The following is a 23,803-nucleotide window of genomic DNA, read 5'->3' as shown; positions in this document are numbered from 1 at the left end:
GACTCATTATTAAATACGAGTTGGCTCTTTTTGTGTTTATTTGTTTAATAGTTTTTTTAATACGAATAAAGTAACTGAAACTAAAACACCCCATACGATCCCTGCACCTATTGACCCGAGTATCACGTTAAATGAAAGTGATGATTCATCATTTGTTAAAGTGAGTAATATTGATGCTAAAAAGACACCGATAATACCTAACACCATAATAATCCCGTAATCTTTTTTAACGATTGCTCGTTTATTTTTTCGTTGAAAAATAGATATAATGAATAATAGTGGTAAAACAACTAAAATAAATGTAATGATTTGCAAACTAAAAACTCCTGACTCATTTTTAATTACATTATAACATTTAATTATTCATTAAAATCATTAATTTCCATGTCTTCACGCATAATAAAGTCATTTTCGAATATGCTGATAAATTCTCCATCACCTATAATGATATGATCAAGTAAATCTATACCCATTAAATCACAGCAATATAGTATACGTTTAGTTGTTTTAATGTCTTCTAACGAAGGTGTCGGATCTCCACTAGGATGGTTATGTGCAATTACAATTGATGCAGCAGAATGTTTTATGGCTTCCCTTAATAAATCTCTCGGATGAACAACGGCCATATTTAAGGATCCTATAAAAATAGATTGTTCATGGATAATTTGATTTTTAGTATTTAGTAGCAAGGCAACAAAATGTTCTTGCTTTAAATACCTTAACTTCTCCATTAAGTAATTTGCTACATCTTGTGGTTCGTTAATTTCTACTTTATCCAACACTGTATTGCTATGCATTCTTTTTGCTAATTCTATAACAGCTAAAATTGTAATGGCTTTAGATTCTCCTATGCCATTAACTGTTAATAATTCTGATAACGTAAGATGCCTTAATTCTCTTGTATTTTCTACTAAATTCAATACTTTGTTTGCACATTCTAAACTCGAATATTGTTTACTCCCAGAATTGATGATTATGGCCAACAATTCTCTATTTGTTAATTTGTCTGGACCGTAGGATTTTAATCTTTCCCTAGGCTTATCCTCATGTTGTAAATCTTTAATTTTAATGACCATATGACCCTCCTAAAAAATAATAATTAAGTTGATGATTCAATATTAAAACAAGCAGTGTTGCAATCGTGATAAACGGTACTAATGGAACTTTTTTGAATTGTTTTTTACTTAAACACATATAAATTAAAGTGAATATACCCGCTATAATAAATGTAAACATAAACGTTAATAAAAATTGTGAGGCGGATAGTAAAAAGCTCAAAAGTCCAAAAAGTTTAATATCACCATAGCCAATTCCACCGTTTGAAACAAAATACAAACAGTTCAGTAAAAGGATAATAAAAATTGAAACTGATATATGACGGATAGAAATATCAAAAAGCATAAAAGTTGTTATAACCATCACAACCAAAATGTGATTTGGAATAATAAAATGGCAAGCATCGTATATAGACAAAGGGACTAGAAAAATCAGTAAGTAATAAAATAAAAGAGTATCAAAAGACGCATCACATGATAAGGGAATTAAAAAGAGTAACCCGAGGAGGAGTTCGCACAAGAATAACTCAAATGGAATTGTAGATTTACAAAATCGACATTTACCTCTTAAATATAAATAACTAACTATCGGTACGAGGTCTTTCACTAAAATATTGTTATGACAGCATTCACATTTAGAACGGCTGTAGAACATTTTAAAGTTAATGTTTGACGTAGAGACGAGTTGATACATATAACTAGCAAGTATAGCTCCTAATAAAAAGAATAAAAACATTCGCTTATTCTCCTTTTTTTGATATATATAAATATACCAAAACATCAAGTTAAACATATAATTCTATATTTTAAAGATATGATTGCAATTCATACTAAATTTATTCATCATCATAAAAAAACTTGAAAAACCCCTTTTAGTTAAAGGGATTTTTCAAGTTTTGTAATATTTATAAATTTTAATAACCTAATCCTAATGCAATAAACATACCTACCATACATATAACAACCCATAGAACTAACAATTTCCATATAAACTTAACCCATTTAGTATAAGGTATTCCAGCAACAGCTAATCCACCCATTAACGAAGCTGATGTTGGGAATATACTGTTGCTCACTGCATCTCCATATTGAAAGGCAAGGACGGCCATTTGTCTGTTAATACTTAACAAGTCAGATATAGGTACCATCAGTGGCATTGTAGTCATTGCTTGTCCAGATCCTGATGGGATAAAGAAATTCAAAATCATTTGAATGATAAACATCATACCAACCGTAACACCTGTTGGTAGATCTTGAATGACGTTAGTTAAATAATAAACGATTGTATCGATAATTTTACCGTTTTCTAACACGACAACTATAGCTTTAGCAAAACCAACAATTAATGCTCCAAACAGAATTGATTTCATACCTTCGACTAATGCATCAAAAGTTCCATTAAACCCTAGTCCACCAATAAATCCAGCTAATAATCCTGCTAATAAGAAATTAGCGCTCATTTCATTAAATGACCAACCGAATGTAAAAATACCAAAAACATTAAAACAGATTGCACTCACTAATAAAATTAAACAGAATAACTGTCGCTTAGTAAATCTACCTATCTCAGATTGGTTCTCAGTTTGGTGTTGCTCTTCTTGCTCTAAATCGTAAACTAAACTTTTTGTTGGATTTTTCTTTACTTTTCTACCGTACATCATTACATAAGCAATACCAACAATCAACACACAAATATAGATAATCGTTCTAAATTCCCACCCAGAAAACAATGGTATTTCAGCGATCTTTTGAGCTACACCTACTGTAAACGGGTTGAGCATGCCTCCTAGAAATCCAGCCGCCGCACCCATTATAACCATTGCCGCACCAGTCATTGCATCATAGCCAAGTGCTCTTGCAATCGCAATGCCTATTGGAACAAATATAATCGTTTCTTCTGCTAATCCAATAGAAAAACCGAGTAATGAGAAGATAAACATTGTAAAAGGTATCATCAGCTTTCCGTTTTTCCCTAACTTGTTCATCGCAGCATTGACACCCGTCGTTATTGCACCAGTCTTATGTATAATACCGAAAGCGCCACCTACAAGAAATATGTAAAATATAATATCGGCCCCACTAATTAAACCTTCAGGAATTGATCTAAATATTTCTAAAAATCCAGATGGTTCACTCTTTACTAAATGGTAAGTACCTGATACAACTTCTTCGCGATCATTTACAGTCTTACGATCAAATTCACCTGATGGTATAACGTATGTCAGCAAACAACTAATCGCAATAATAAATAGTAAAATGGCATATGTATGAGGATTTTTAAATTGGATTTTGCGCTTCACATTTTCTTTCATAATAATCTCCCCTTTAAGAATATGTATTACTCATACCCTATTATTCAGAATATAATGAATATTTTATACAAAAAAAGCTAACGACAATGATTATATTGTCGTTAGCTTTAATTTATTATGAGTTGGAATTTATGTCCTATATTTTTATAATTGGATGAGGTTAGGGTCTGAATGTTGCTTGTTTTGTTAGTCTTGCAACTTTCGGAGCTTCTATGTTGCTTGTTTGATCAGTCTTGCAACTTACAGAGCTTCTATGTTGCTTGTTTGATCAGTCTTGCAACATACAGCATATACTTAAAAGAACAAACGAAAAAATATAAGAAAAATGAATACTTATAACGATTTTGTAAAGTGCTGACGCCCGGGGGAATAGTATGAGAGAGAGACTACAGGCTCGAACCATATTCATAAAGCAATCACAGACAAGCATGCACTTTCAAAATCGTAGATTTTATAAAAAAATACAACTCATTTCTAACTGAATAAATCAGTGAAATGAGTTGTTATTATTTTTGAGTTGAGATACATATCCCAGCCTCTATAAATTATGTGTTATTTAATGAATAATTTTCTTGCTTCGCTTATAAAATACAAACTACCAGTTATGACAAGTAATTCTCCATCATATTCATCTATAAAATCATTGTAATGCTCTACTTTTTCGACATGTTTATGTTCTAAATTTTCATAAACGGTATCGATTGGCAATGCTTTAGGAAAATCAAATGTTGTCACATAGAACCTATTTGCTATTTCTTCTAAACGATTCATCATTTTACCAATTGGTTTTCCATCAATCGCAGCGAACAATACATCAATTTTCTTGTCAGAATAATACTGATTTAAAGTATCGACTAATGCATCGATGCTTTCTTTATTGTGAGCACCATCAACCAATACGAGTGGTTCGTCTTTAACTTTTTCGATACGTCCTGACCATTTCGTATTTTCGATAGCATCAATCATCTTATTAAAATCTAGTTGAATGATACCTCTTTGATACATTTCGATAAGGGTTGTTATAGCAAGCGCTGCATTCTCATGTTGATGTTGACCTAACATTTTTAATTGAATGTTTTCAAGCTCATAGCTTTCATATCTGTAAGTGAACTCTGTTTCATCAGAAAGCACATGAATATCTCTATCTAATTCTAGGCCTTTATTGTGATGACTTTCCACAACTTCTCGTACAAAATGAAGGGCATCTTTTGGTTTAATGGCATAAACTAAAGGTACACTAGGTTTAATCACACCGGCTTTTTCTCTTGCGATATCCATGTAAGTGTCGCCTAATATATTTGTATGGTCTAACCCAATACTCGTTAATACAGTCATAATAGGTTGAAATACATTTGTTGAGTCATTAAGAGCCCCTAAGCCCGCTTCAACAATCACAAAATCAACTGGGTGTATTGTACCAAAGTAAACAAACATCATAAGTGTGATAATTTCAAATTCAGTAGCAGGACCTAAATCTGTTTCAGCTTCAAGCCTTTCAGATATAGGTTTCACTATTTGAACTAAGTCCACTAAGTCATCATTAGTTATCGGCACGCCGTTAATACTGATTCTTTCATTGAAAGTAACAATATACGGTGATGTAAATGTGCCGACTTCATAATTATTTGCTACTAAGGCATCTCTTAAATAACTAACAGTTGAACCTTTACCATTTGTACCAACTACGTGCACGCCGTGTATCTTTTCTTCTGGGTGGTCTAAATTACTTAGCATCCATTTCATTCTTTTAACGCCTGGTTTAATGCCGAATTTAGTACGTTCGTGTATCCAATGTAAACTATCTAAATAATTCATAAGCCTTCCTAGCCTTTCAATTGTTCAATTCTAGCTAAAACACCGTCGTATTTTTCTTGATAATTAACTTTTTTATCTTTCTCTTCGTTAATAATCTTTTCAGGTGCATTAGCAACGAATTTCTCATTGCTCAATTTTTTATTAACACGATCTAATTCTTTTTGCCATTTTTCAAGTTCTTGTTCTAATCGTTCTATTTCTTTATCCATATCGATTAAACCTTCTAGCGGTAACACAACTGTTGCACCAAATACAACTTCCGTCATTGCTTTTTCAGGGATTTCTATAGAAGTGTCGATGATCAACTCACTTGGATTACAGAAACGCATTAAATAATCTTTGTTATCTATAAGTTGTGCTTTCACTTTTTCGTCTTTTGCTTCGATATGAATCGGTACTTCTTTAGACATTGGTGTATTTACTTCACGTCTAGCTTGTCTAACTGACTTAATAATTTCAACTAATAGTTGCATTGAAACTTTACTGTTTTCGTTAGACAATTCTGGCTTAACTTCTGGCCATGAAGCTTGAATGATTGTTTCACCTTGATGAGGTAAAGCTTGCCAAATATGTTCTGTTACAAATGGCATTAATGGGTGTAACATTCTCATTGTTTGATCTAATGTATAAGCTAATACTGAACGCGTCATTTGCTTCTTAGCTTCGTCTTCACCGCTCATAGGTATTTTACTCATTTCAATATACCAATCACAGAATTCATCCCAAATAAAGTTATATAGCACGCGGCCAACTTCACCAAATTCATATTTATCACTTAAGTCTGTTACATTCGCTATCGTTTCATTTAAACGTGTTAAAATCCATTCATCAGCAACAGATTTTTCTCCTGATAAATCAATATCTTCAAATTTAAATGACTCGCCGATATTCATGATACTAAATCTAGAAGCATTCCAAATCTTATTGATAAAGTTCCATACAGCTTCAACTTTTTCTGTTGAATAACGTAAGTCATGTCCTGGTGATGAACCAGTAGCTAAGAAATATCTCAAGCTATCCGCACCATACTCTTCGATAACATCCATTGGGTCAACACCATTACCTAGTGATTTACTCATTTTACGGCCATCTTCAGCTCTAACTAAACCGTGTAATAACACATCGTTAAATGGTTTTTGTCCAGTAAATTCTAGTCCTTGGAATATCATTCTTGATACCCAAAAGAAAATAATGTCATAACCTGTCACTAATGAATTAGTTGGATAATAACGTTTAAAGTCTTCGTTGTTTTCATCTGGCCATCCTAATGTAGAAAACGGCCATAATGCAGAACTAAACCAAGTATCTAGTACGTCTTCATCTTGAGTCCAATTTTCAATATCTGAAGGTGGTTCTTCTCCTACGTAAGTTTCACCCGTTTCATTATGATACCATGCTGGTATTTGATGTCCCCACCATAGTTGGCGAGAAATAGTCCAGTCACGAATGTTTTCCATCCATCTATTAAATGTACCTTCAAAACGATCTGGAACAAAATTAATGCGTCCATCAGTCTCTTGATTATCTAAAGCTTGTTTTGCTAATGGTTCCATTTTCACAAACCATTGTGTAGATAAATACGGCTCAACTACAGCACCACTGCGCTCAGAATGACCAACTGAATGCTCATGGTCTTCTATTTTAATCAATTCACCAGTAGCTTTTAAATCTTCTACTAATTGTTTACGACATTCAAAACGATCTAAACCATTATATTTACCAGCAAGTTCATTCATTGTGCCGTCTTCATTCATAACATTAATTTTTTCAAGTTGGTGTCTTTCACCGATTTCAAAGTCATTAGGGTCATGAGCAGGTGTTACTTTCATTGCCCCACTACCAAATTCAATATCAACATATTCATCGCCGATAATAGGAAGTTCACGACCAATTATAGGTAAAATAACAGATTTACCGATTAAGTGTTTGTAACGATCGTCGTTAGGATTAACAACAATTGCTGTATCTCCTAGCATCGTTTCAGGACGTGTCGTCGCAATTTCGATCGCACCTTCTCCTTCTTTAAAAGGATACTTAATATGATAAAAATGTCCTGCTATATCTTCATGGATTACTTCTATATCAGAAATAGCTGTTTTTGTTTGTGGATCCCAGTTGATAATTCTTTCACCGCGATAGATAAGACCTTTATTATACATATCAACAAACACTTTTTTAACTGCTTGTGATAGTCCTTCATCTAAAGTGAAACGTTCACGACTATAGTCTAATCCTAAACCTAATTTAGCCCACTGTGCACGAATAAAATCTGCATATTCTTCTTTCCATGACCAAGCTTGTTCAAGAAATTTTTCTCTACCTAAGTCATGTCTCGTTAAGCCTTGTTCTCTTAATTTTCCTTCTACTTTAGCTTGCGTTGCAATACCAGCATGGTCCATACCAGGTAAATACAATGTGTCGTACCCTTGCATTCTCTTCATTCTAGTTAAAATATCTTGTAAAGTTGTATCCCAAGCATGACCTAAATGTAGCTTACCCGTTACATTTGGCGGTGGAATGACAATAGTGTATGTCTCTTTGTCTTTATTTTCACTTGGTTTAAAATAATCTTTATCTAGCCAATGTTGATAACGGCCTTCTTCAACCTCTTTTGGGTTATATTTAGGTTCCATTTCCATTAATAATCACTCCTCTTTAAAATATAAAAAACCCGTCCTATAAATATAGGACGGGTTAAACCGTGGTACCACCTAAATTCAATATAATTTCTTATATTGCACTTTAACGATTATCGCTCGCACACGCATTAACCTACTTAGTTTCAATTAACGTTCAAATTAAGGCTACCTTCAATCATCATTAATATGCATTCACACCGACCATGCACTCTCTATTAATAATTAATGATTTACTCTTCCTTGTTAAATATTTAATTACTTTAATAATATAAGCACTTTCTATATAAGTCAATATTGATTCATCTTAATTCCTGTATTTCTTAGATCGAGATGTTAAGAAAATCTTTATTAACGGTGCAACAAATAACAATATAAAGAATATCCTAAATATATGATAACTTGAAATCATTGCAACATCTCCCCCGGTTTCAAGGGCAACAACTATAATTTGTGCCATGCCACCAGGTGCAGCACTTAAAAACAAATCATTAATATTTTCATCCATAAAAAGATCAAATATAAATACAAGTAAAAATGCGCCAATAATTAATGACACATTTTGAAATGCTATTGCAAACACTGTCTTTTTAGTTAGATTATTGATTAAATCAGATATTTGAACACCTATTCTTATCCCAAATAACACTTGAGCAATAACAATTAATGGATAATCTAAAGCAAAAACTTGCTCGGTATATAAATTCCAAATAAGAAGCACAAAAATAGGTGCCAGTAAATGTGGAACAGGAAATTTTATTTTGTAAAATATTAAAAAGAGAATCGCTATTCCTATTATTAAAGTGATATATCCTGTTAAATCTAACACTGTAAATATTGAAGGTGCTGAGTCCGCATGTCTTAAGCTATCGCCATGACTACCAAATATTGAAGAAATAATTGGAACAAGTATTACAACAAACATAATTCGCGATGTTTGTGTAAGTGTAACGATAAGTAAGTCTGCTTTTTTGTTCTCTTCAGCCATAACGACCATTTGACTTAAAGCACCTGGAATGGCACTTAACAATGCTGTTTCAAATGTTACATTGGCTATTTTTTTAAAGACGATTGATATAATTAAAGCGAGTAATAAAATCAATACTGTCATTAATACAATTTGTAGCCATTCATCTTTCACATCATGAAGTACATCACGTGTGAAAGTCGAGCCCATTTGAACACCAAGAATGAGCAATCCTATATTACCTAGCCAATTTGGCCATTTAATCGAGCGTTTCATTAGTTTTATAACGATAATACTCGCGAATATTGGACCAAACAACCAAGGTAAAATCATATGAATACTTTGGAGTAAATAACCCAGTATTATAGCTAACAAACTTACGATTATAATGTTCCACTTATTACTATTCATGAATTAACACCTCATGTGAAATTATAATATTTTAAAAATATAAATTGAGGCGTCTTTTATGATTTTGTAATTCTACCAAGCGCAGTATCAAACGCTTGAATTGTTTTTTCTATATCTTCTTTAGTATGAGCAGTAGATAAGAAAGTCCCTTCGAATTGAGATGGTGGCAAGAATACGCCTTCTTGAGCCATTTCTCTATACATGTTGCTAAATAATTCTAAATCTGATGCATTAGCTTCATCAAAGTTTGTTACTGGCCCTTCATTTAAGAAGTATCCAATCATTGAGCCAGCACGATTTACCGTTATTGGCACTTCATGTTTAGCAAAAACTTCTTTAAGACCATTTTCAAGTAAATCTCCTAATTCATTGAAATAACGATAGCTATCTTCTGTTAATTCATTTAATGTTGCATAACCGCTCGTCATAGCTAATGGATTCCCTGACAATGTACCAGCTTGATAAACATTTCCTACTGGTGCTATTTCTTCCATGATATCTCTTCTACCACCAAATGCACCAACTGGTAATCCACCACCAATTACTTTACCTAAACAAGTTAAGTCTGGTGTAACGCCATAATAACCTTGTGCACAGTTATACCCCACTCTAAATCCAGTCATAACTTCATCAAATATTAAGACTGAGCCATATTCTTTTGTAATTTCACGTAGTCCTTCTAAAAATCCTTCTACTGGCGGTACTACACCCATATTACCTGCAACAGGTTCAACGATAACCCCTGCAATATCATCACCGAAGTGTTCGAATGCAACTTTTACTGCATCAATATCATTATAAGGAACTGTTATAGTATTTTTAGCAGTTCCTTCAGGTACTCCTGGAGAGTCAGGTAAACCTAAAGTTGCTACACCTGAACCTGCTTTAATAAGTAATGAGTCACTATGTCCGTGATAGCAACCTTCAAATTTCAAAATTTTATTTCGACCAGTAAAACCTCTTGAAAGACGTAAAGCTGCTAATGTTGCTTCCGTACCTGAAGAAACCATTCTCACCATTTCAATTGATGGTACACGGTCAATTACAAGTTGAGCCATTTTATTTTCAAGTTCTGTTGAAGCGCCAAATGAAGATCCTTTATCTACCGCTTCATGTAATGCAGCTTTAACTTTTTCATGTGTATGACCTAAAATTAAAGGACCCCAACTTAATACATAATCTATATATTCATTACCATCTACATCATAAATTTTTGATCCTTTACCATGATCCATAAAGATTGGTGGCGTATCTACTGATTTAAATGCACGAACCGGACTATTGACGCCACCTGGCATTAAATCTACTGCTTCTTTATATGCATCTATCGATTGTTCATATCTCATATTAATATTCTCCTCCATCTAGATATTTACATATATCTTTTGCGAAATAAGTTATAATCATGTCTGCTCCAGCACGTTTCATTGAGATCATTTGTTCCATAACGATTTTCTCTTCATCAATCCAACCGTTTAATGCAGCAGCTTTTGTCATGCTGTATTCACCACTTACGTTGTATGCCACAATAGGCAAGTCAGAACGATTACGTACATCTCTTATAATATCTAAATAACTTAAAGCTGGCTTAACAATCATCATGTCACAACCTTCTTTAATGTCACTTTCTAGTTCTCTAAATGCTTCTAAACGGTTGCTTGGATCCATTTGGTATGTTTTGCGGTCACCGAATGAAGGCGCGCCATCAGCTGCTTCTCTAAATGGACCGTAAAAGCTAGATGCATATTTGATACCGTAGCTCATAATAGGGATGTTTATAAATCCAGCTTGATCTAATCCTTCTCTAATCTCAGCTACAAATCCGTCCATCATATTACTTGGCGCAATGATATCCGCTCCTGCTTTAGCTTGTGAAACTGCAGTTTTAACAAGTAATTCTAATGATTTATCATTATCTACATCGTTTGTTTCTTCATCTATAACACCGCAATGTCCGTGATCAGTGTATTCACAAAGACACGTATCTGCTACAACTAATAAATCTGGGAATTTACTTTTAGATAGTCGAGTTGCTTTTTGAATAATGCCATCATCAATAAATGCACCTGTACCACATGCATCTTTCTCATTAGGTATACCAAAGAACATAACACCTCTAACACCTAAATCATAAGCTTCTTTCAGTTCTTCTTCTAAAAGATTTAAACTTAATTGATATATACCAGGCATTGATGTGATTTCATTCTTAATGTTGTCTTCTTCGATTACGAATATTGGATAAATTAAATCAGATTTATGGACATATGTTTCTTTCACCATATTTCTCATTACCTGTGATGATCTAAGTCTTCTATGTCTATCAAATTTCATAATTCTACCTCTTTCAAAATTGTATTTATCATACCTTCCAAAGTGTATTCTGATGCTATTTTAGAAGGTTGATGATATGTATTTAATTTTCGTTGTGTAATTTCTCCAATTGCATAAACTGTTACTGCATCGTTGATTTCTTTATGTTTGTCAAAATAACTTGATACTGCTGATGAACTTGAAAAAGTAACGTGCGTCACTTCATTATTTTTAATAAGTTCGTGAACTTTATTAACATTTTCAGTATTTGTCACAGGTTCGTAGATGTGCAACCTTTGTACTTGATTACTCCATTCAGATAATTGCGTCGTTAGTTTATCTCTCGCAAGTTTGCTGCATGGAATCAATACAGATTGATTGTATAGTTTATCTTTAAATTCATCTATTAAACCTTCTTGCGTGAATGATTCAGGCATTGTATCAACAGTAATATTCAGCTTCTCAGCCATCTTTTTAGTTTTAGATCCAATGACTGCAATATGATTCACACGAATACTCGCTAAATACGGTTCGAAAATTTTAATAGCATTAACAGACGTAAAAATAAGCCAATCATAGTGGGGTTTTAAACAAGACTGGTCAAATTGGATAGGAACAATATCTATAAATGGATAATGTCGAATCTCTACATCTTCGCGTTGAACAGTTCTTGTACTTGTAACCACTATAATCGGCTTCATTTTAACGACTCCTTATTATGCTTCTTCATTTAATTTCTTAATAATTTCATATGCACCTTGAGCTTTTAATTCTTCAGACACTTGTTTACCGATTTCTACTGGATCGGTACCTACTTTCGTACATTCATATCTTTCTTTACCATCAGGTGACATTATCAATCCAGTAAATGAAATTTCATTTCCTTCTTTAGTTGCATAGCCTGCAATAGGAACTTTACAACTTCCATCCATTTCACTTAAAAACGTTCTTTCACATGTAACACATGTTTCTACTGTATCATCGTGAACGGATTTCAGAATATCTAATAATTCTTTGTCATCTCTTCTACATTCAATACCTAATGCACCTTGACCAATAGCTGGAACCATCGTATCTTCTTTTAAATATTCAGTAACGATGTCTTCACTCCAACCCATTCGTTTTAATCCTGCAGCGGCAAGGATAATCGCATCAAAATCTTCTGTTTCTAATTTTTTCAAACGTGTATCAATGTTACCTCTAATCCATTTAATTTCTAAATGAGGGTATTTAGCTAATATTTGTGCACCACGTCTTAAAGAACTTGTGCCTACTATACTACCTGGCTTTAGATCTGCAAGTTTTACGTGATTATTAGCGATATAAGCATCAAAAGGATTTTCGCGTTCAGGTACACATCCAAGTGTGAGCTGTTCAGGCAATTCACTAGGAACATCTTTTAGCGAATGAATCGCAAAATCAATTTCGCGATCAAATAATGCTTGTTGGATTTCTTTTACGAATAAACCTTTACCACCAACTTTAGACAATTGAACATCAATTATTTTATCACCTTTAGTTACAATTTCTTTGATTTCAATATCTAATTCTGGATATGTTTCTTTTAATTTATCTATAAATTGCTGACTTTGCGTCATTGCTAATTTACTTTTTCTAGAACCTACAATAATTTTACGCATAATTTCCTCCATCATTGTTTAGTTAAACCATTGATGAAATCCTGAAAATTTTGAGACCACCAAATAATTTATCATACACACTAAAAATATCATAATATTCGCTATGACTAATGTTTTAGTATTAACAGATTTTCTCACTCTTAAAAATAAATAAACACCGTATAATAACAAGACTATTAATGATCCTATCACTTTCATATCTATCCAAATCTCACTACCAATTATAATTAAGCCCCATTGAATGCCTAATATTAAACTGATGAGCAGTACTAAAAATCCTACTAAAGAGAATCTAAAAACATTTTGTTCTAATTGTTCAATACTACCCATTCTAAAGAACTTTTGGTTAAACTTTTTCTCTTTTAAGTTCTTTCTTTGAAGTAAATACAATATTGCATGTGATGTACTTAATGCAAAAAGAACGTAACTTAAAATTGCTAAAGATATATGTATTAATAGCAATTCATTCATAATATTAGAAGCAGTATTTTCTGTATCATATTGCTCAGGTCTAAATGTATGAATAACTAAGAATACAAATCCAATTAGATTAATAATAAATACTGTTAAATCTGTTGATTTAAAATAGTTTATAACTAATGAAACTGTAATAATCATCCATGTATAAAAATAAAAACCTTCAAATATAGTCAAGATTGGGAATTGTTTTGTTGTCACAATATACATGCACAAAAAGATTGTTTGAAAAATCCAAACAATCCCTAGTGCGTAGTACCCAAACGTTCTTACTTTAGAATTTTTTTGAATAAAGTCATAGAAATAGCACCCTAAACATATCATGTAAATGACTAATACAATTTCATGCAAACGTACCGCAATTATATCTTGCATAGCATCACCATATATTTAAATTAAGATTCAACTGTGCTTGTAGACAATTGACCTCTCTTTATTTCTTTCTTAGTTTCATTAATTTGCTCTACTTCATTTGTGATATTAAAGATTTCTTGGAATAATTCTAATTTTTCTTTTGATTTTTTATCCGTTGATAATTCTTTAGCTTGTGTAATCGGGTCTTTTAATAGTTGATTAACGATACTCTTCATATGTTTAGATATAACTTTTCTTTCTCTTTCAGTCATATCAGGAAGCTTTCTTTCTACACTTTCCATAGTATCTTGTTGTATATGTGACGCTTTATCTCTAAGCGCTGTAATAATAGGTACAACACCTAACATGTTTACCCATTCTTCATGTTTATCTATTTCTTTTGCAATGAGTAATTCAATTTCACGAGCTGCTTGTTCACGTTCTGCTAGGTTTGCGTCTACTAGACCGTTCAAATCATCTACATCATAGTTAAACATTAAATCTAGATCATTTACTGCAGGGTCAATATCTCTAGGCACAGCAATATCAATTAATACAAGTGGCTTGTTTCTTCTAAAACGTTCTACATCTTGCATCATTTCTTTAGTTAAGACATAATGTTCTGCACTTGTAGAACTAATAACAATATCAGCTTCCATCAATGAACATTGTAATTCATTGATGCCTTTAGCTACGCCTTTATACTGCATTGCTAATGCTTCTGCTTTAGCAACAGTACGATTGATTACCGTAATGTCATTTACGCCACTACCGTTAAGGTTTGCAACTGCTAATTCTGCCATCTCACCAGCACCAATGATCAGTGCTTTCTTATTGTCTAATTTACCTAGCACTTTTTTAGATAACTCTACTGCAGCATAAGAAACCGACACAGCATTAGATGCAATATCTGTTTCATGATGACCACGCTTAGCTAGCGTAATTGCTTGTTTGAATAATCGATTAAACATTGTACCTGTTGTAACTTCAGTTTGTGCAATTTGAAACGCATCTTTCATTTGTCCTAATATTTGTGTTTCACCTAGGACCATTGAATCCAAACCTGATGTCACTCTAAACAAATGTTCCACTGCATCATTCTCAGTTAACACATTTGTATAAGCTTTAATTGTGTCTAATGATTGATCAAACCAGTCAGCTAAAAATGACTGAATATAATATTTACCTGTGTGCATTTGATCTACAACAGCATATACTTCAGTTCTATTACATGTTGATAAGATTACACATTCTAATATTGATTTTTTATTACTTAGAGCTACGAGCGCGTTCTCTATTTCTTGATCATTAAACGCTAATTTTTCACGCATCGCAACGTCTGCAGTCTTATAGTTTACACTTACTACAACAACATGCACTTCTAACGCCCCCATTAATTTATGTCCAATGCCTAAATTATAACATTTCTAATCTAGGAATGTGAGGATTTTGTTTAAATATATTGTGACAATAACGCCCAAATATTGTCTGTCTTTTCTTTTTTAACAGATGAATAACTTATTAACTTATCCTCAGAATCAACTTCCATAGTTTGTCGTATAATTTTTAAATGTTTTTGAACTTTGCCCTTAGGTATTTTATCTTCTTTAGTTGCGATAATGATTGTAGGAATTTCAAAATGTTTTAAGTAATTATACATCAATACATCATCTTGTGTTGGTTTATGTCTAATGTCTACTAGCTGAATTACACATTTCAATTCGTCTCTAGTCGTTAAATATTGTTCTATCATTTTACCAAATTGTTCTCTTTGTTTTTTACTTACTTTTGCATAACCATAGCCTGGCACATCTACAAAAATAAGTTGTTCATCTACGTTAAAGAAGTTCAATGTTTGCGTCTTCCCTGGTTTAGATGAAGTTCTTGCTACTTTTTTTCTTGAGATTAGTGTATTAATGAACGTTGATTTACCAACATTAGAACGTCCACTAAGCGCTATCTCAGGTAAACCAGTTTCAGGATATTGCTTTGGATCAACTGCGCTTATTATAATATCTACGTTATTCGGATTAATTTTCATTGTTTTCTCCTACAAGTTTGTTTCTTTTATTATATCTTATATTGCTTATATTTTAAACAAAGCAAACGGAGCGAAACAGAAATCTAATGTTGAAATAAGATTTCATTGTACCACCCATTATAAATGATTGAGGCTGAGACAAATAATTTGTCCCAGCCTCTTATAGATCATTTATAGTTATGCTGATGTCTTTTCATCATTTATTAAGTTACCTTCACTATCAAATAAATTAGGTAATTTATTATCTCTAATTGTATTTTCTGTGATGACAACTTTGCTAACATCGCTACTTGATGGAATATCAAACATGATATCAATTAAAGCTTCTTCAATAATAGAACGCAATCCACGCGCGCCTGTTTTACGTTCTATAGCTAATTCGCTTATCGCTGTTAGTGCTTCTTCATCGAATTGTAATTCAACATCATCTAATTCAAGCATTTTAGTATATTGTTTTACTAATGCGTTTTTAGGTTGAGTTAAAATGTTTTTCAATGCATCAACATCTAACGTTTCTAAATTAGCTACAATTGGAATTCTACCGATAAATTCAGGGATTAAACCATAAGACTGTAAATCTTCCGGTCTGATTTGTGATAACAATGATTCTTCATCGCTAATTTCTTCACCTGAACTACTGAAACCAATTATTTTTTCACCTAATCTACGTTTGATAACTTCATCAATACCATCAAACGCACCACCAAGAATAAATAGAATATTAGTTGTATCTATTTGAATAAACTCTTGGTTAGGATGTTTTCTGCCACCTTGTGGCGGTACACTTGCTGTAGTACCTTCTAATATTTTAAGCAATGCTTGTTGAACACCTTCACCGGAAACATCTCTTGTTATAGATGCGTTTTCAGATTTACGTGCGATTTTATCAATCTCATCAACATATATAATACCCTTTTCAGCGCTTTCAACATCAAAGTCTGCTGCTTGGATTAATCTTAATAATATATTCTCTACATCTTCACCTACATAACCAGCTTCTGTTAAACTCGTTGCATCTGCAATAGCAAATGGAACATTTAAAGATCTAGCTAATGTTTGAGCTAGTAATGTTTTACCACTACCAGTAGGTCCAATTAATGCGATATTACTTTTTTGTAAATCAACACCATCTTCACTTTCTGAAGGTTGTTGAACACGTTTATAATGGTTATAGACAGCAACTGCTAATGATTTTTTAGCATTTTCTTGTCCAATAACATAATCATTTAATTGTTCCATAATTTCTTTAGGTGTAGGAACTTCAGTAAATTGTTCTGGCTCTTGTGACTTCAATTCTTCTTCTACTATTTCAGAACAAAGTTCTATACATTCATTACAAATATATACACCACTACCAGCTACAAGTTTTTTAACTTGATCCTGCTCTTTACCACAGAAAGAACATTTTAAGTTTTCTTCACCATCGTTAAATTTAAACATTTTTACACCCCTATTCTTTTTAGACTATACTAAATGTTTTTTACTTTTTCAAATTAAACGAACTAAAAAAAGAATAGTAGCAGAAAAATTCTGCTACTATAATTAATTTAATACTGAATAACAATTATTCTCCAACTGATTCAGCAACTAATAAGTCAATAACTTTTTGGATTCTTAGGTCGTTAATTAAAATGTCGTTATTACCTAATGTTGATTTAATATCTTCAACAGATAATCCAAATTGTTCACTCATTTTAGTCAATTCTGCTTCAACATCTGAATCAGAAACTTCAATATTCTCTGCATCAGCGATAGCTTTTAAAGTCAAATTAGTTTTAACGCGTTTTTCAGCGTCTTCTTTCATTTGTGCTTTAAGTTCTTCTTCTGATTGACCTGAGAATTGATAGTATAATTCAAGGTTTAAACCTTGTTGTGATATACGTTGTTCGAATTCTTGCATCATGCGATCTAATTCAGTGTTAATCATAGCTTCAGGAATTTCAACTTTAGCATTGTCAGAAGCTTTAGTGATCGCTTCTTCTTTTTCAGTTGCTTCCGCTTGATTTACTTTCGCATCTTCTAAATCTTTACGTAATTTTTCTTTGTACTCGTCTACAGTTTTAATTGACTCATCAAGCTCTTGAGCTAATTCATCATCTAATTCTGGAATTTCTTTTGATTTCACATCATTAATTTCACATTTGAATGTTGCTTCTTTACCAGCTAACTCTTCAGCGTGATATTCTTCAGGGAAAGTGACAACAACATCTTTGCTATCATTCGCTTTAAGACCAATAAGTTGTTCTTCAAATCCTGGAATAAATGATCCAGAACCAATTTCAAGATCGTAACCTTCAGCTTGTCCGCCTTCAAAAGCTTCACCGTCAACATAACCATCAAAGTTAATGTTTACAACGTCGCCTTCAGCGATTTCGCCATCTTTAACTGTTAATTCAGCTTGACGACTCACTGCGTCTTCTAATGCTTTGTCGAATTCTTCGTCAGTTACTTCACGATCTTGTTTTTCTATAGTTAGACCTTTATAGTCACCTAATTCAACTTCTGGTTCAACTGTTACAGTAGCTTCAAAGATAAGTTCTTTACCTTTTTCCATTTGTGTAACGTCAATTTCCGGACGATCAACTGGATTGATTTCTGCTTCTTCAACTGCATTACCGTATGCTTCAGGTAAAATGAAGTCTAATGCGTCTTGGTATAATGATTCAACACCAAATCTTTGTTCGAATAATGGTCTTGGCATTTTACCTTTACGGAAGCCAGGTACATTAATTTCTTTAACAACTTTTTTGAATGCTTTGTCTAAACCTTTATTTACTTCTTCTGTAGGAACCGTAACAGTTAATAAACCTTGGTTACCTTCTTTCTTTTCCCATGTTGCTGTCATGAATAAAAACCTCCGTGATTATCCTAATTTTATTAATTTTCAACTCTTTAATTATAACATAGCTTTCTGATGTTTCAACTATAGTGTTTATATTCATTACAATTTTTGAATAAAATCAATAAATTTTTGCCAATCATCTTGATTTACACTTTTGTAGTTAGCGTCTATATTAAAACGTTCTGATAAAAGTTTCAAGTAACACGCAATTAAATTTTCATCTTTTATCTCACTAAACGTAATTGGATACATTACTATAGCGTGTTGATTCAGTAAACTTTTAGCTAATTCAATTGATGAAGGACTATCAATTTCAAGTTGATCTATTATTTTAGGAATGATATTTTTGTTAATGTTTGTTCTTTCAATGCCATCTAATTCGATGGGGTTAACGGTTATAATCTCGTTTAGCTTTTCAAATTTTACATCTGCAGACCATTCGCCTAATCTCAAATACTCTAAAATTAAACTTTGTACATTAGGATGCAGTGATTCGTTCTCTATAATTTGAGCTAACGTTAAATTAAATACACCTAAGTGATTATCAATTAAATCTATCAATAGATTAATTTGCTCTTCAAATTGTGTTTCTTGAAACGTTCTTAATACCTCTGAAGCTTTAAGCTGTCTTTGGTCGAGTTTATCTTTTGCCATATCTTGAATTGGAAGTAGCGACATTCTAGTAGAATGTTCAATGTTTTCATCTTTAATTTGATTAATGATTTCAACTACTGTTTGATACTGTTCTAAATAATATAAGCTTTCGACAAAATAAACAACAATTTTATCGTAATAATCATGTCCTTGATTTAACAATATACTTGCTTCTTCTCTTAATTCTAAATAATGGCCACACTCTTTTAAGACTTCACATTTTTTTAATGAAAGTTCTTCATCCATCGCAAAATGTTGTTCATATAATTCAAACGTTTGATAAGCTTCATCAAACTGTCCATTTTTTATTGCTTGATTAATACTCGTAATGAGCTGATTTTTCAATTTTGGAAATGGAATGATTTCACTCAAGGTTACTCACCTCTTCTATATATGCCGTCTATAATAAGACTACTCCATGTTTCATAGTTTTCATTATGCGACAATTCTGATTGATTAACCCAATTGATTTTCAATGTATCAGTCTCGATAGCTTCTACACTTTCTTTATCAACTTTTAATTTAAAGACAACACCTATATGAACTTTTCCAACTTCATTTTGATCATCGTTGATAAAGCCGATTAATTCCATATTTTCTACATCTTGTTTATTTAAACCAACTTCTTCTTCTAGTTCACGTGCTGCGTTTTCTCTTATAACTTCTTCAACATTAGTAGCGCCAGGAACATCATTCATATGTCCTCCTACGCCAATTGAACTTAAGCCATGAAGTCTACCTTCACCACCACCAGTTAAACGTTCATAAACCAATACTTCGTCATTTTCATTTTCTAATATGCAATACGAAATCAATTGTTTATATGAAGGGTCTTCCTCCATATCTCCACGTCTCTTTGTTTCATATTGATTAATTGTTTCATAAATATATTTTGTTTCTTCATCTTGAATTGATTTAAAGCCATCGAATTGATACGCTTCATCATTAAAAATTGTCTTTCTTGGTACAACTGTTATCATTTCGTCAAATTTAGACATATTATTCTCCTTATTCTTTTTTCTACACTATTTTATCAAAGGGAATATAAAGCGTAAAGGAGATGGGGCTATTCCTCCCTTTTTTCATAAAAAAACTGTCGATAAAGTTCAATCCTTTATCGACAGTTTAAATTGCGTATATGAACAGCTATTATTTAGCTAAAGCGTCTTTAGCTTTAGTAGCTAATTCAGCAAATGCTTTTTCATCTGAAACAGCGATTTCAGAAAGCATTTTACGGTTGATATCAATACCAGCTAATTTAAGACCATTCATTAAACGGCTATAGCTGATGTCGTTTTGACGAGATGCCGCATTGATACGTGCAATCCATAATTTACGGAATTCACGTTTTTTCTGACGACGGTCACGGTAAGCATAGTTACCTGATTTCATAACTTGTTGCTTAGCAACTTTATATAATGTATGTTTTGATCCAAAGTAACCTTTAGATAATTTTAAAACTTTTTTACGACGAGCTCTCGTCACTGTTCCACCTTTAACACGTGGCATTATAATTCCTCCTTAAAATGGACCATTAGTCCGCTATGTTTATTATTTTACGTACGTTAACATTTGTTTAACTCGTTTTGTATCTGATTTAGAAACTAATGAAGCTTTACGTAATTTACGTTTCGCTTTAGTAGATTTGTTTGCAAATAAATGTGAAGTGAACGCTCTAGAACGTTTTAATTGACCTGAACCAGTTCTTTTAACACGTTTAGCTGCTCCACGATGAGTTTTCATTTTAGGCATTGAGATTTCCTCCTATTATTTCGGTTTATTTTTCAGTTGAAATTGGCGATAACATTAAGAACATTGAACGCCCTTCCATTTTAGGTCTTTGCTCAACTGTTGCTATATCTTTACAAGATTCTGCAAAGCGTTCTAACACACGTTGACCAATTTCTTTATGCGTAATCGCACGACCTCTAAATCTAATAGATACTTTAACTTTATCTTCTTTAGATAAGAATTTTTGAGCATGCTTTAATTTTGTTTCAAAGTCATGTTCTTCGATAGTTGGACTTAATCGAATTTCTTTAACATTAACTACTTTTTGTTTCTTACGCATTTCTTTTTCTTTTTTCTGTTGTTCGAATTTATATTTACCATAATCCATAATTCTTGCAACAGGTGGTTTTGCAGTTGGTGCTACGATTACTACGTCTAAATCTACTCTTTCAGCCATTTCAATTGCTTCAATTTTAGATTTAACACCAATTTGTTCACCATTTTGACCTATAAGGCGAAGTTCTTTCGCACGAATTTTGTCATTAATTTGAGTCTGATCTTTAGCTATGGTTGACACCTCCTAGAATTTTACGAAGTCGTCCAAGAAAAAAAAGAACGAATGCACAATGCACCCGCTCTCATCCATAAACATTAAAGGTTTATTGTACCTGCTAACAGCTTTACGCGTCACTACAGGTGAGAAGCGGGTATGCTTCTACTTGGTCCGTTTCGTATTCAACAAGACTTATCTTACCAATTATAAACGTTCATGTCAATCTTTATTTAATATTCTTTTCAAATACTTGCATATCCACGTCTTGACTTAAATCAACTTGTTTTAGTGGAATCATTTTTGTTTTATATTTCACTTTATGGAATATAAAGAATGCTAAAAATACTGGAATACCCATATATGTGATGAAGAATCTTCTAGGTTCAAACTCACCTGTTTGAATGAAATCAACATCTTGACCAACAATTACAACCGCACAAAGTGCAAAAGCGAATAGTGGTCCGAATGGGAATAATTTAGCTGTATATTTTAATTTTGTTTTATCATAATTTTGAATATCAAAAGCTCTTCTAAATCTATAGTGACTAATTGCTATACCTAACCAAGCAATAAATCCTGTCATACCTGAAGCAGCGATAATATATTCATATGCACCACCACTTAAGTGCTCAATCGCAAATATAATGACAACAACGACTGCTGTAGCCATAAGCGCTGTATAAGGAACACCGAATTTATTTGTTTTTGAAAATACAGGTGAAGCAAGTTTATCTTTACTCATAGAGAAGAGCATTCTCACTGAAGCATACATACCAGAATTACCAGCTGATAATACGGATGTTAAAATTACTGCGTTCATAAATGAAGCTGCAAATGCTAAACCAGCGTTTTCGAATACGAGTGTAAATGGCGATTTAGCCACTTCATCTCCACCCATTAAATTAGGGTTCGTATAAGGAATGATCATACCAATTACAAAAATTGCTAAAATATAGAATAATAAAATTCTCCAGAATACTTGTTTAATCGCTTTAGGCACAGCACGCTCAGGATTTTCAGATTCACCAGCTGTAATACCGATGAGTTCTGTACCTTGGAAGGAGAATCCTGCTACTAAGAATACACCTAACACGAGCAAGAATGTATTAACATTAGAATCACCTAAGAATGGTGCGTCACCTGCTACGAAGTTATTGAATCCTAAATATTCTCCGCCTAACAAACCGAATATTGTTAATAAACCGACTCCAATAAAGATAATAACTGTAGCAACTTTAATGAAGGCAAACCAATATTCACTTTCTCCATACACGTGAACAGAAAGAGCATTTAAACCGAATATAATGGCCATAAATATTACACTCCATAGCCACGATGGAATAATTTCAAGCGGTTCCCAATAGCTGACAACTTGAGAAGCTATCGTAATATCAGCTGCAACTGTAATAACCCAGTTGAACCAGTAATTCCAACCTAGCGCAAATCCTAATGAAGGATCTACAAATCGTGTCGCATACGTACTAAATGATCCTGAAACCGGTAAATACGTTGCCATTTCTCCTAGAGATGTCATAAGAAAGAACACCATTAATCCGACTATTGCATATGCTAATAGCGCCCCTCCTGGTCCAGCATCTCTAATAGCACCGCCAGAAGTCATAAATAAACCTGTACCTATACAACCGCCAATAGCGATCATTGATATATGTCTATCTTTAAGCTTTCTTTGAACATTGTTTGTTGATTTTTCTTGAGACATTGTTATTTCCTTTCTCCATTCCACAATCGAGCCACTAAAAAAGTCGCATATCCTCAAGATATGCGACCTATATATGTTCATTCCATACAAATTGGTAGCACATCACTTAGTGTGACAGTCCAGTATTTATTAAACACTGGCCCAATAAATAGCATCATGGTTACTATTTATTTCGGCAATATCCCCTTTCATTATTTCAACATATGCGCCATTACGCTTCTGAATAATTACTATTGAATATTGCAACCTCTAACTCATTACTGAGGAATATTTAATTAAATTTAC

Annotated in this window: 22 protein-coding genes, 1 riboswitch and 2 other annotated features; all 22 genes read right to left on the bottom strand. The window is 32.8% G+C overall.

Going from position 1 to position 23,803, the window contains the following annotated elements; translation table 11 throughout:
* Positions 1–36: 36 nt before the first annotated feature.
* Complete coding sequence (locus tag PYW35_RS05630) at positions 37–315, bottom strand: hypothetical protein (RefSeq protein WP_103323231.1); 279 nt, start codon at positions 313–315, stop codon at positions 37–39.
* Positions 316–359: 44 nt separating this feature from the next.
* The gene (gene radC, locus PYW35_RS05625; RefSeq protein ID WP_016911511.1) at positions 360–1,076 is read right to left on the bottom strand and encodes a RadC family protein; all 717 of its coding nucleotides are present in this window, start codon (positions 1,074–1,076) and stop codon (positions 360–362) included.
* On the bottom strand, positions 1,066–1,791 hold the full coding sequence (locus PYW35_RS05620) for a prepilin peptidase (RefSeq protein WP_016911510.1): 726 nt from the start codon (positions 1,789–1,791) through the stop codon (positions 1,066–1,068). Before PYW35_RS05620 ends, radC begins: the two co-directional genes overlap by 11 nt.
* Positions 1,792–1,969: 178 nt before the next feature.
* Positions 1,970–3,367 (bottom strand): YfcC family protein, encoded by a 1,398-nt coding sequence (locus PYW35_RS05615; protein WP_016911509.1) that lies wholly within the window; start codon positions 3,365–3,367, stop codon positions 1,970–1,972.
* A 552-nt stretch (positions 3,368–3,919) separates the two neighbouring features.
* The gene (locus PYW35_RS05610; protein WP_016910892.1) at positions 3,920–5,182 is read right to left on the bottom strand and encodes a bifunctional folylpolyglutamate synthase/dihydrofolate synthase; all 1,263 of its coding nucleotides are present in this window, start codon (positions 5,180–5,182) and stop codon (positions 3,920–3,922) included.
* Positions 5,183–5,190: 8 nt separating this feature from the next.
* On the bottom strand, positions 5,191–7,821 hold the full coding sequence (locus tag PYW35_RS05605; protein WP_016910893.1) for a valine--tRNA ligase: 2,631 nt from the start codon (positions 7,819–7,821) through the stop codon (positions 5,191–5,193).
* Positions 7,822–7,864: 43 nt separating this feature from the next.
* Positions 7,865–8,077, bottom strand: a binding site (T-box leader).
* A gap of 48 nt (positions 8,078–8,125) precedes the next feature.
* Positions 8,126–9,196 carry an AbrB family transcriptional regulator gene (locus PYW35_RS05600; RefSeq protein WP_103322813.1) on the bottom strand — a complete coding sequence of 357 codons (1,071 nt, stop codon included), beginning with the start codon at positions 9,194–9,196 and terminating at the stop codon, positions 8,126–8,128.
* A 56-nt stretch (positions 9,197–9,252) separates the two neighbouring features.
* Positions 9,253–10,542, bottom strand: a complete 1,290-nt coding sequence (hemL, locus tag PYW35_RS05595; protein WP_103322812.1) for a glutamate-1-semialdehyde 2,1-aminomutase — start codon at positions 10,540–10,542, stop codon at positions 9,253–9,255.
* Between the two features lies 1 nt (position 10,543).
* A complete protein-coding gene (gene hemB / locus PYW35_RS05590; protein WP_016910896.1) occupies positions 10,544–11,527 on the bottom strand; it encodes a porphobilinogen synthase in 984 nt (327 codons plus the stop codon).
* Positions 11,524–12,207 (bottom strand): uroporphyrinogen-III synthase, encoded by a 684-nt coding sequence (locus PYW35_RS05585; protein ID WP_103322811.1) that lies wholly within the window; start codon positions 12,205–12,207, stop codon positions 11,524–11,526. Before PYW35_RS05585 ends, hemB begins: the two co-directional genes overlap by 4 nt.
* A 15-nt stretch (positions 12,208–12,222) precedes the next feature.
* Entirely contained in the window at positions 12,223–13,146 is a 924-nt protein-coding gene (hemC, locus tag PYW35_RS05580) for a hydroxymethylbilane synthase (protein WP_103322810.1), read from the bottom strand.
* Positions 13,147–13,164: 18 nt separating this feature from the next.
* Entirely contained in the window at positions 13,165–13,998 is an 834-nt protein-coding gene (locus tag PYW35_RS05575) for a cytochrome C assembly family protein (protein WP_016910899.1), read from the bottom strand.
* A gap of 20 nt (positions 13,999–14,018) precedes the next feature.
* Positions 14,019–15,356 (bottom strand): glutamyl-tRNA reductase, encoded by a 1,338-nt coding sequence (hemA, locus tag PYW35_RS05570; protein WP_016910900.1) that lies wholly within the window; start codon positions 15,354–15,356, stop codon positions 14,019–14,021.
* 74 nt (positions 15,357–15,430) lie between these two features.
* On the bottom strand, positions 15,431–16,018 hold the full coding sequence (gene yihA, locus PYW35_RS05565; protein WP_016910901.1) for a ribosome biogenesis GTP-binding protein YihA/YsxC: 588 nt from the start codon (positions 16,016–16,018) through the stop codon (positions 15,431–15,433).
* Between the two features lie 177 nt (positions 16,019–16,195).
* A complete protein-coding gene (clpX, locus tag PYW35_RS05560) occupies positions 16,196–17,458 on the bottom strand; it encodes an ATP-dependent Clp protease ATP-binding subunit ClpX (RefSeq protein WP_016910902.1) in 1,263 nt (420 codons plus the stop codon).
* Between the two features lie 124 nt (positions 17,459–17,582).
* Positions 17,583–18,863 carry a trigger factor gene (tig, locus tag PYW35_RS05555; RefSeq protein WP_103322809.1) on the bottom strand — a complete coding sequence of 427 codons (1,281 nt, stop codon included), beginning with the start codon at positions 18,861–18,863 and terminating at the stop codon, positions 17,583–17,585.
* Positions 18,864–18,959: 96 nt separating this feature from the next.
* Complete coding sequence (locus PYW35_RS05550; RefSeq protein WP_016910904.1) at positions 18,960–19,886, bottom strand: hypothetical protein; 927 nt, start codon at positions 19,884–19,886, stop codon at positions 18,960–18,962.
* A 2-nt stretch (positions 19,887–19,888) separates the two neighbouring features.
* Positions 19,889–20,512, bottom strand: coding sequence for an NUDIX domain-containing protein (locus PYW35_RS05545; RefSeq protein WP_016910905.1), 624 nt, complete (start codon positions 20,510–20,512; stop codon positions 19,889–19,891).
* 151 nt (positions 20,513–20,663) lie between these two features.
* Complete coding sequence (gene rplT / locus PYW35_RS05540; protein WP_016910906.1) at positions 20,664–21,023, bottom strand: 50S ribosomal protein L20; 360 nt, start codon at positions 21,021–21,023, stop codon at positions 20,664–20,666.
* 42 nt (positions 21,024–21,065) lie between these two features.
* Complete coding sequence (rpmI, locus tag PYW35_RS05535; RefSeq protein ID WP_016910907.1) at positions 21,066–21,266, bottom strand: 50S ribosomal protein L35; 201 nt, start codon at positions 21,264–21,266, stop codon at positions 21,066–21,068.
* A gap of 25 nt (positions 21,267–21,291) precedes the next feature.
* The gene (infC, locus tag PYW35_RS05530) at positions 21,292–21,822 is read right to left on the bottom strand and encodes a translation initiation factor IF-3 (RefSeq protein ID WP_016910908.1); all 531 of its coding nucleotides are present in this window, start codon (positions 21,820–21,822) and stop codon (positions 21,292–21,294) included.
* Between the two features lie 24 nt (positions 21,823–21,846).
* Positions 21,847–21,972 (bottom strand) — a sequence feature (ribosomal protein L20 leader region).
* A 52-nt stretch (positions 21,973–22,024) separates the two neighbouring features.
* Positions 22,025–23,518 (bottom strand): amino acid permease, encoded by a 1,494-nt coding sequence (locus tag PYW35_RS05525; protein WP_103322808.1) that lies wholly within the window; start codon positions 23,516–23,518, stop codon positions 22,025–22,027.
* An 87-nt stretch (positions 23,519–23,605) separates the two neighbouring features.
* Positions 23,606–23,778, bottom strand: a riboswitch (Lysine riboswitch).
* Between the last annotated feature and the right edge of the window lie 25 nt (positions 23,779–23,803).

Source organism: Mammaliicoccus vitulinus (assembly GCF_029024305.1).
Lineage (GTDB): Bacteria > Bacillota > Bacilli > Staphylococcales > Staphylococcaceae > Mammaliicoccus > Mammaliicoccus vitulinus.
This window is presented reverse-complemented; position numbering and strand designations above follow the sequence as displayed.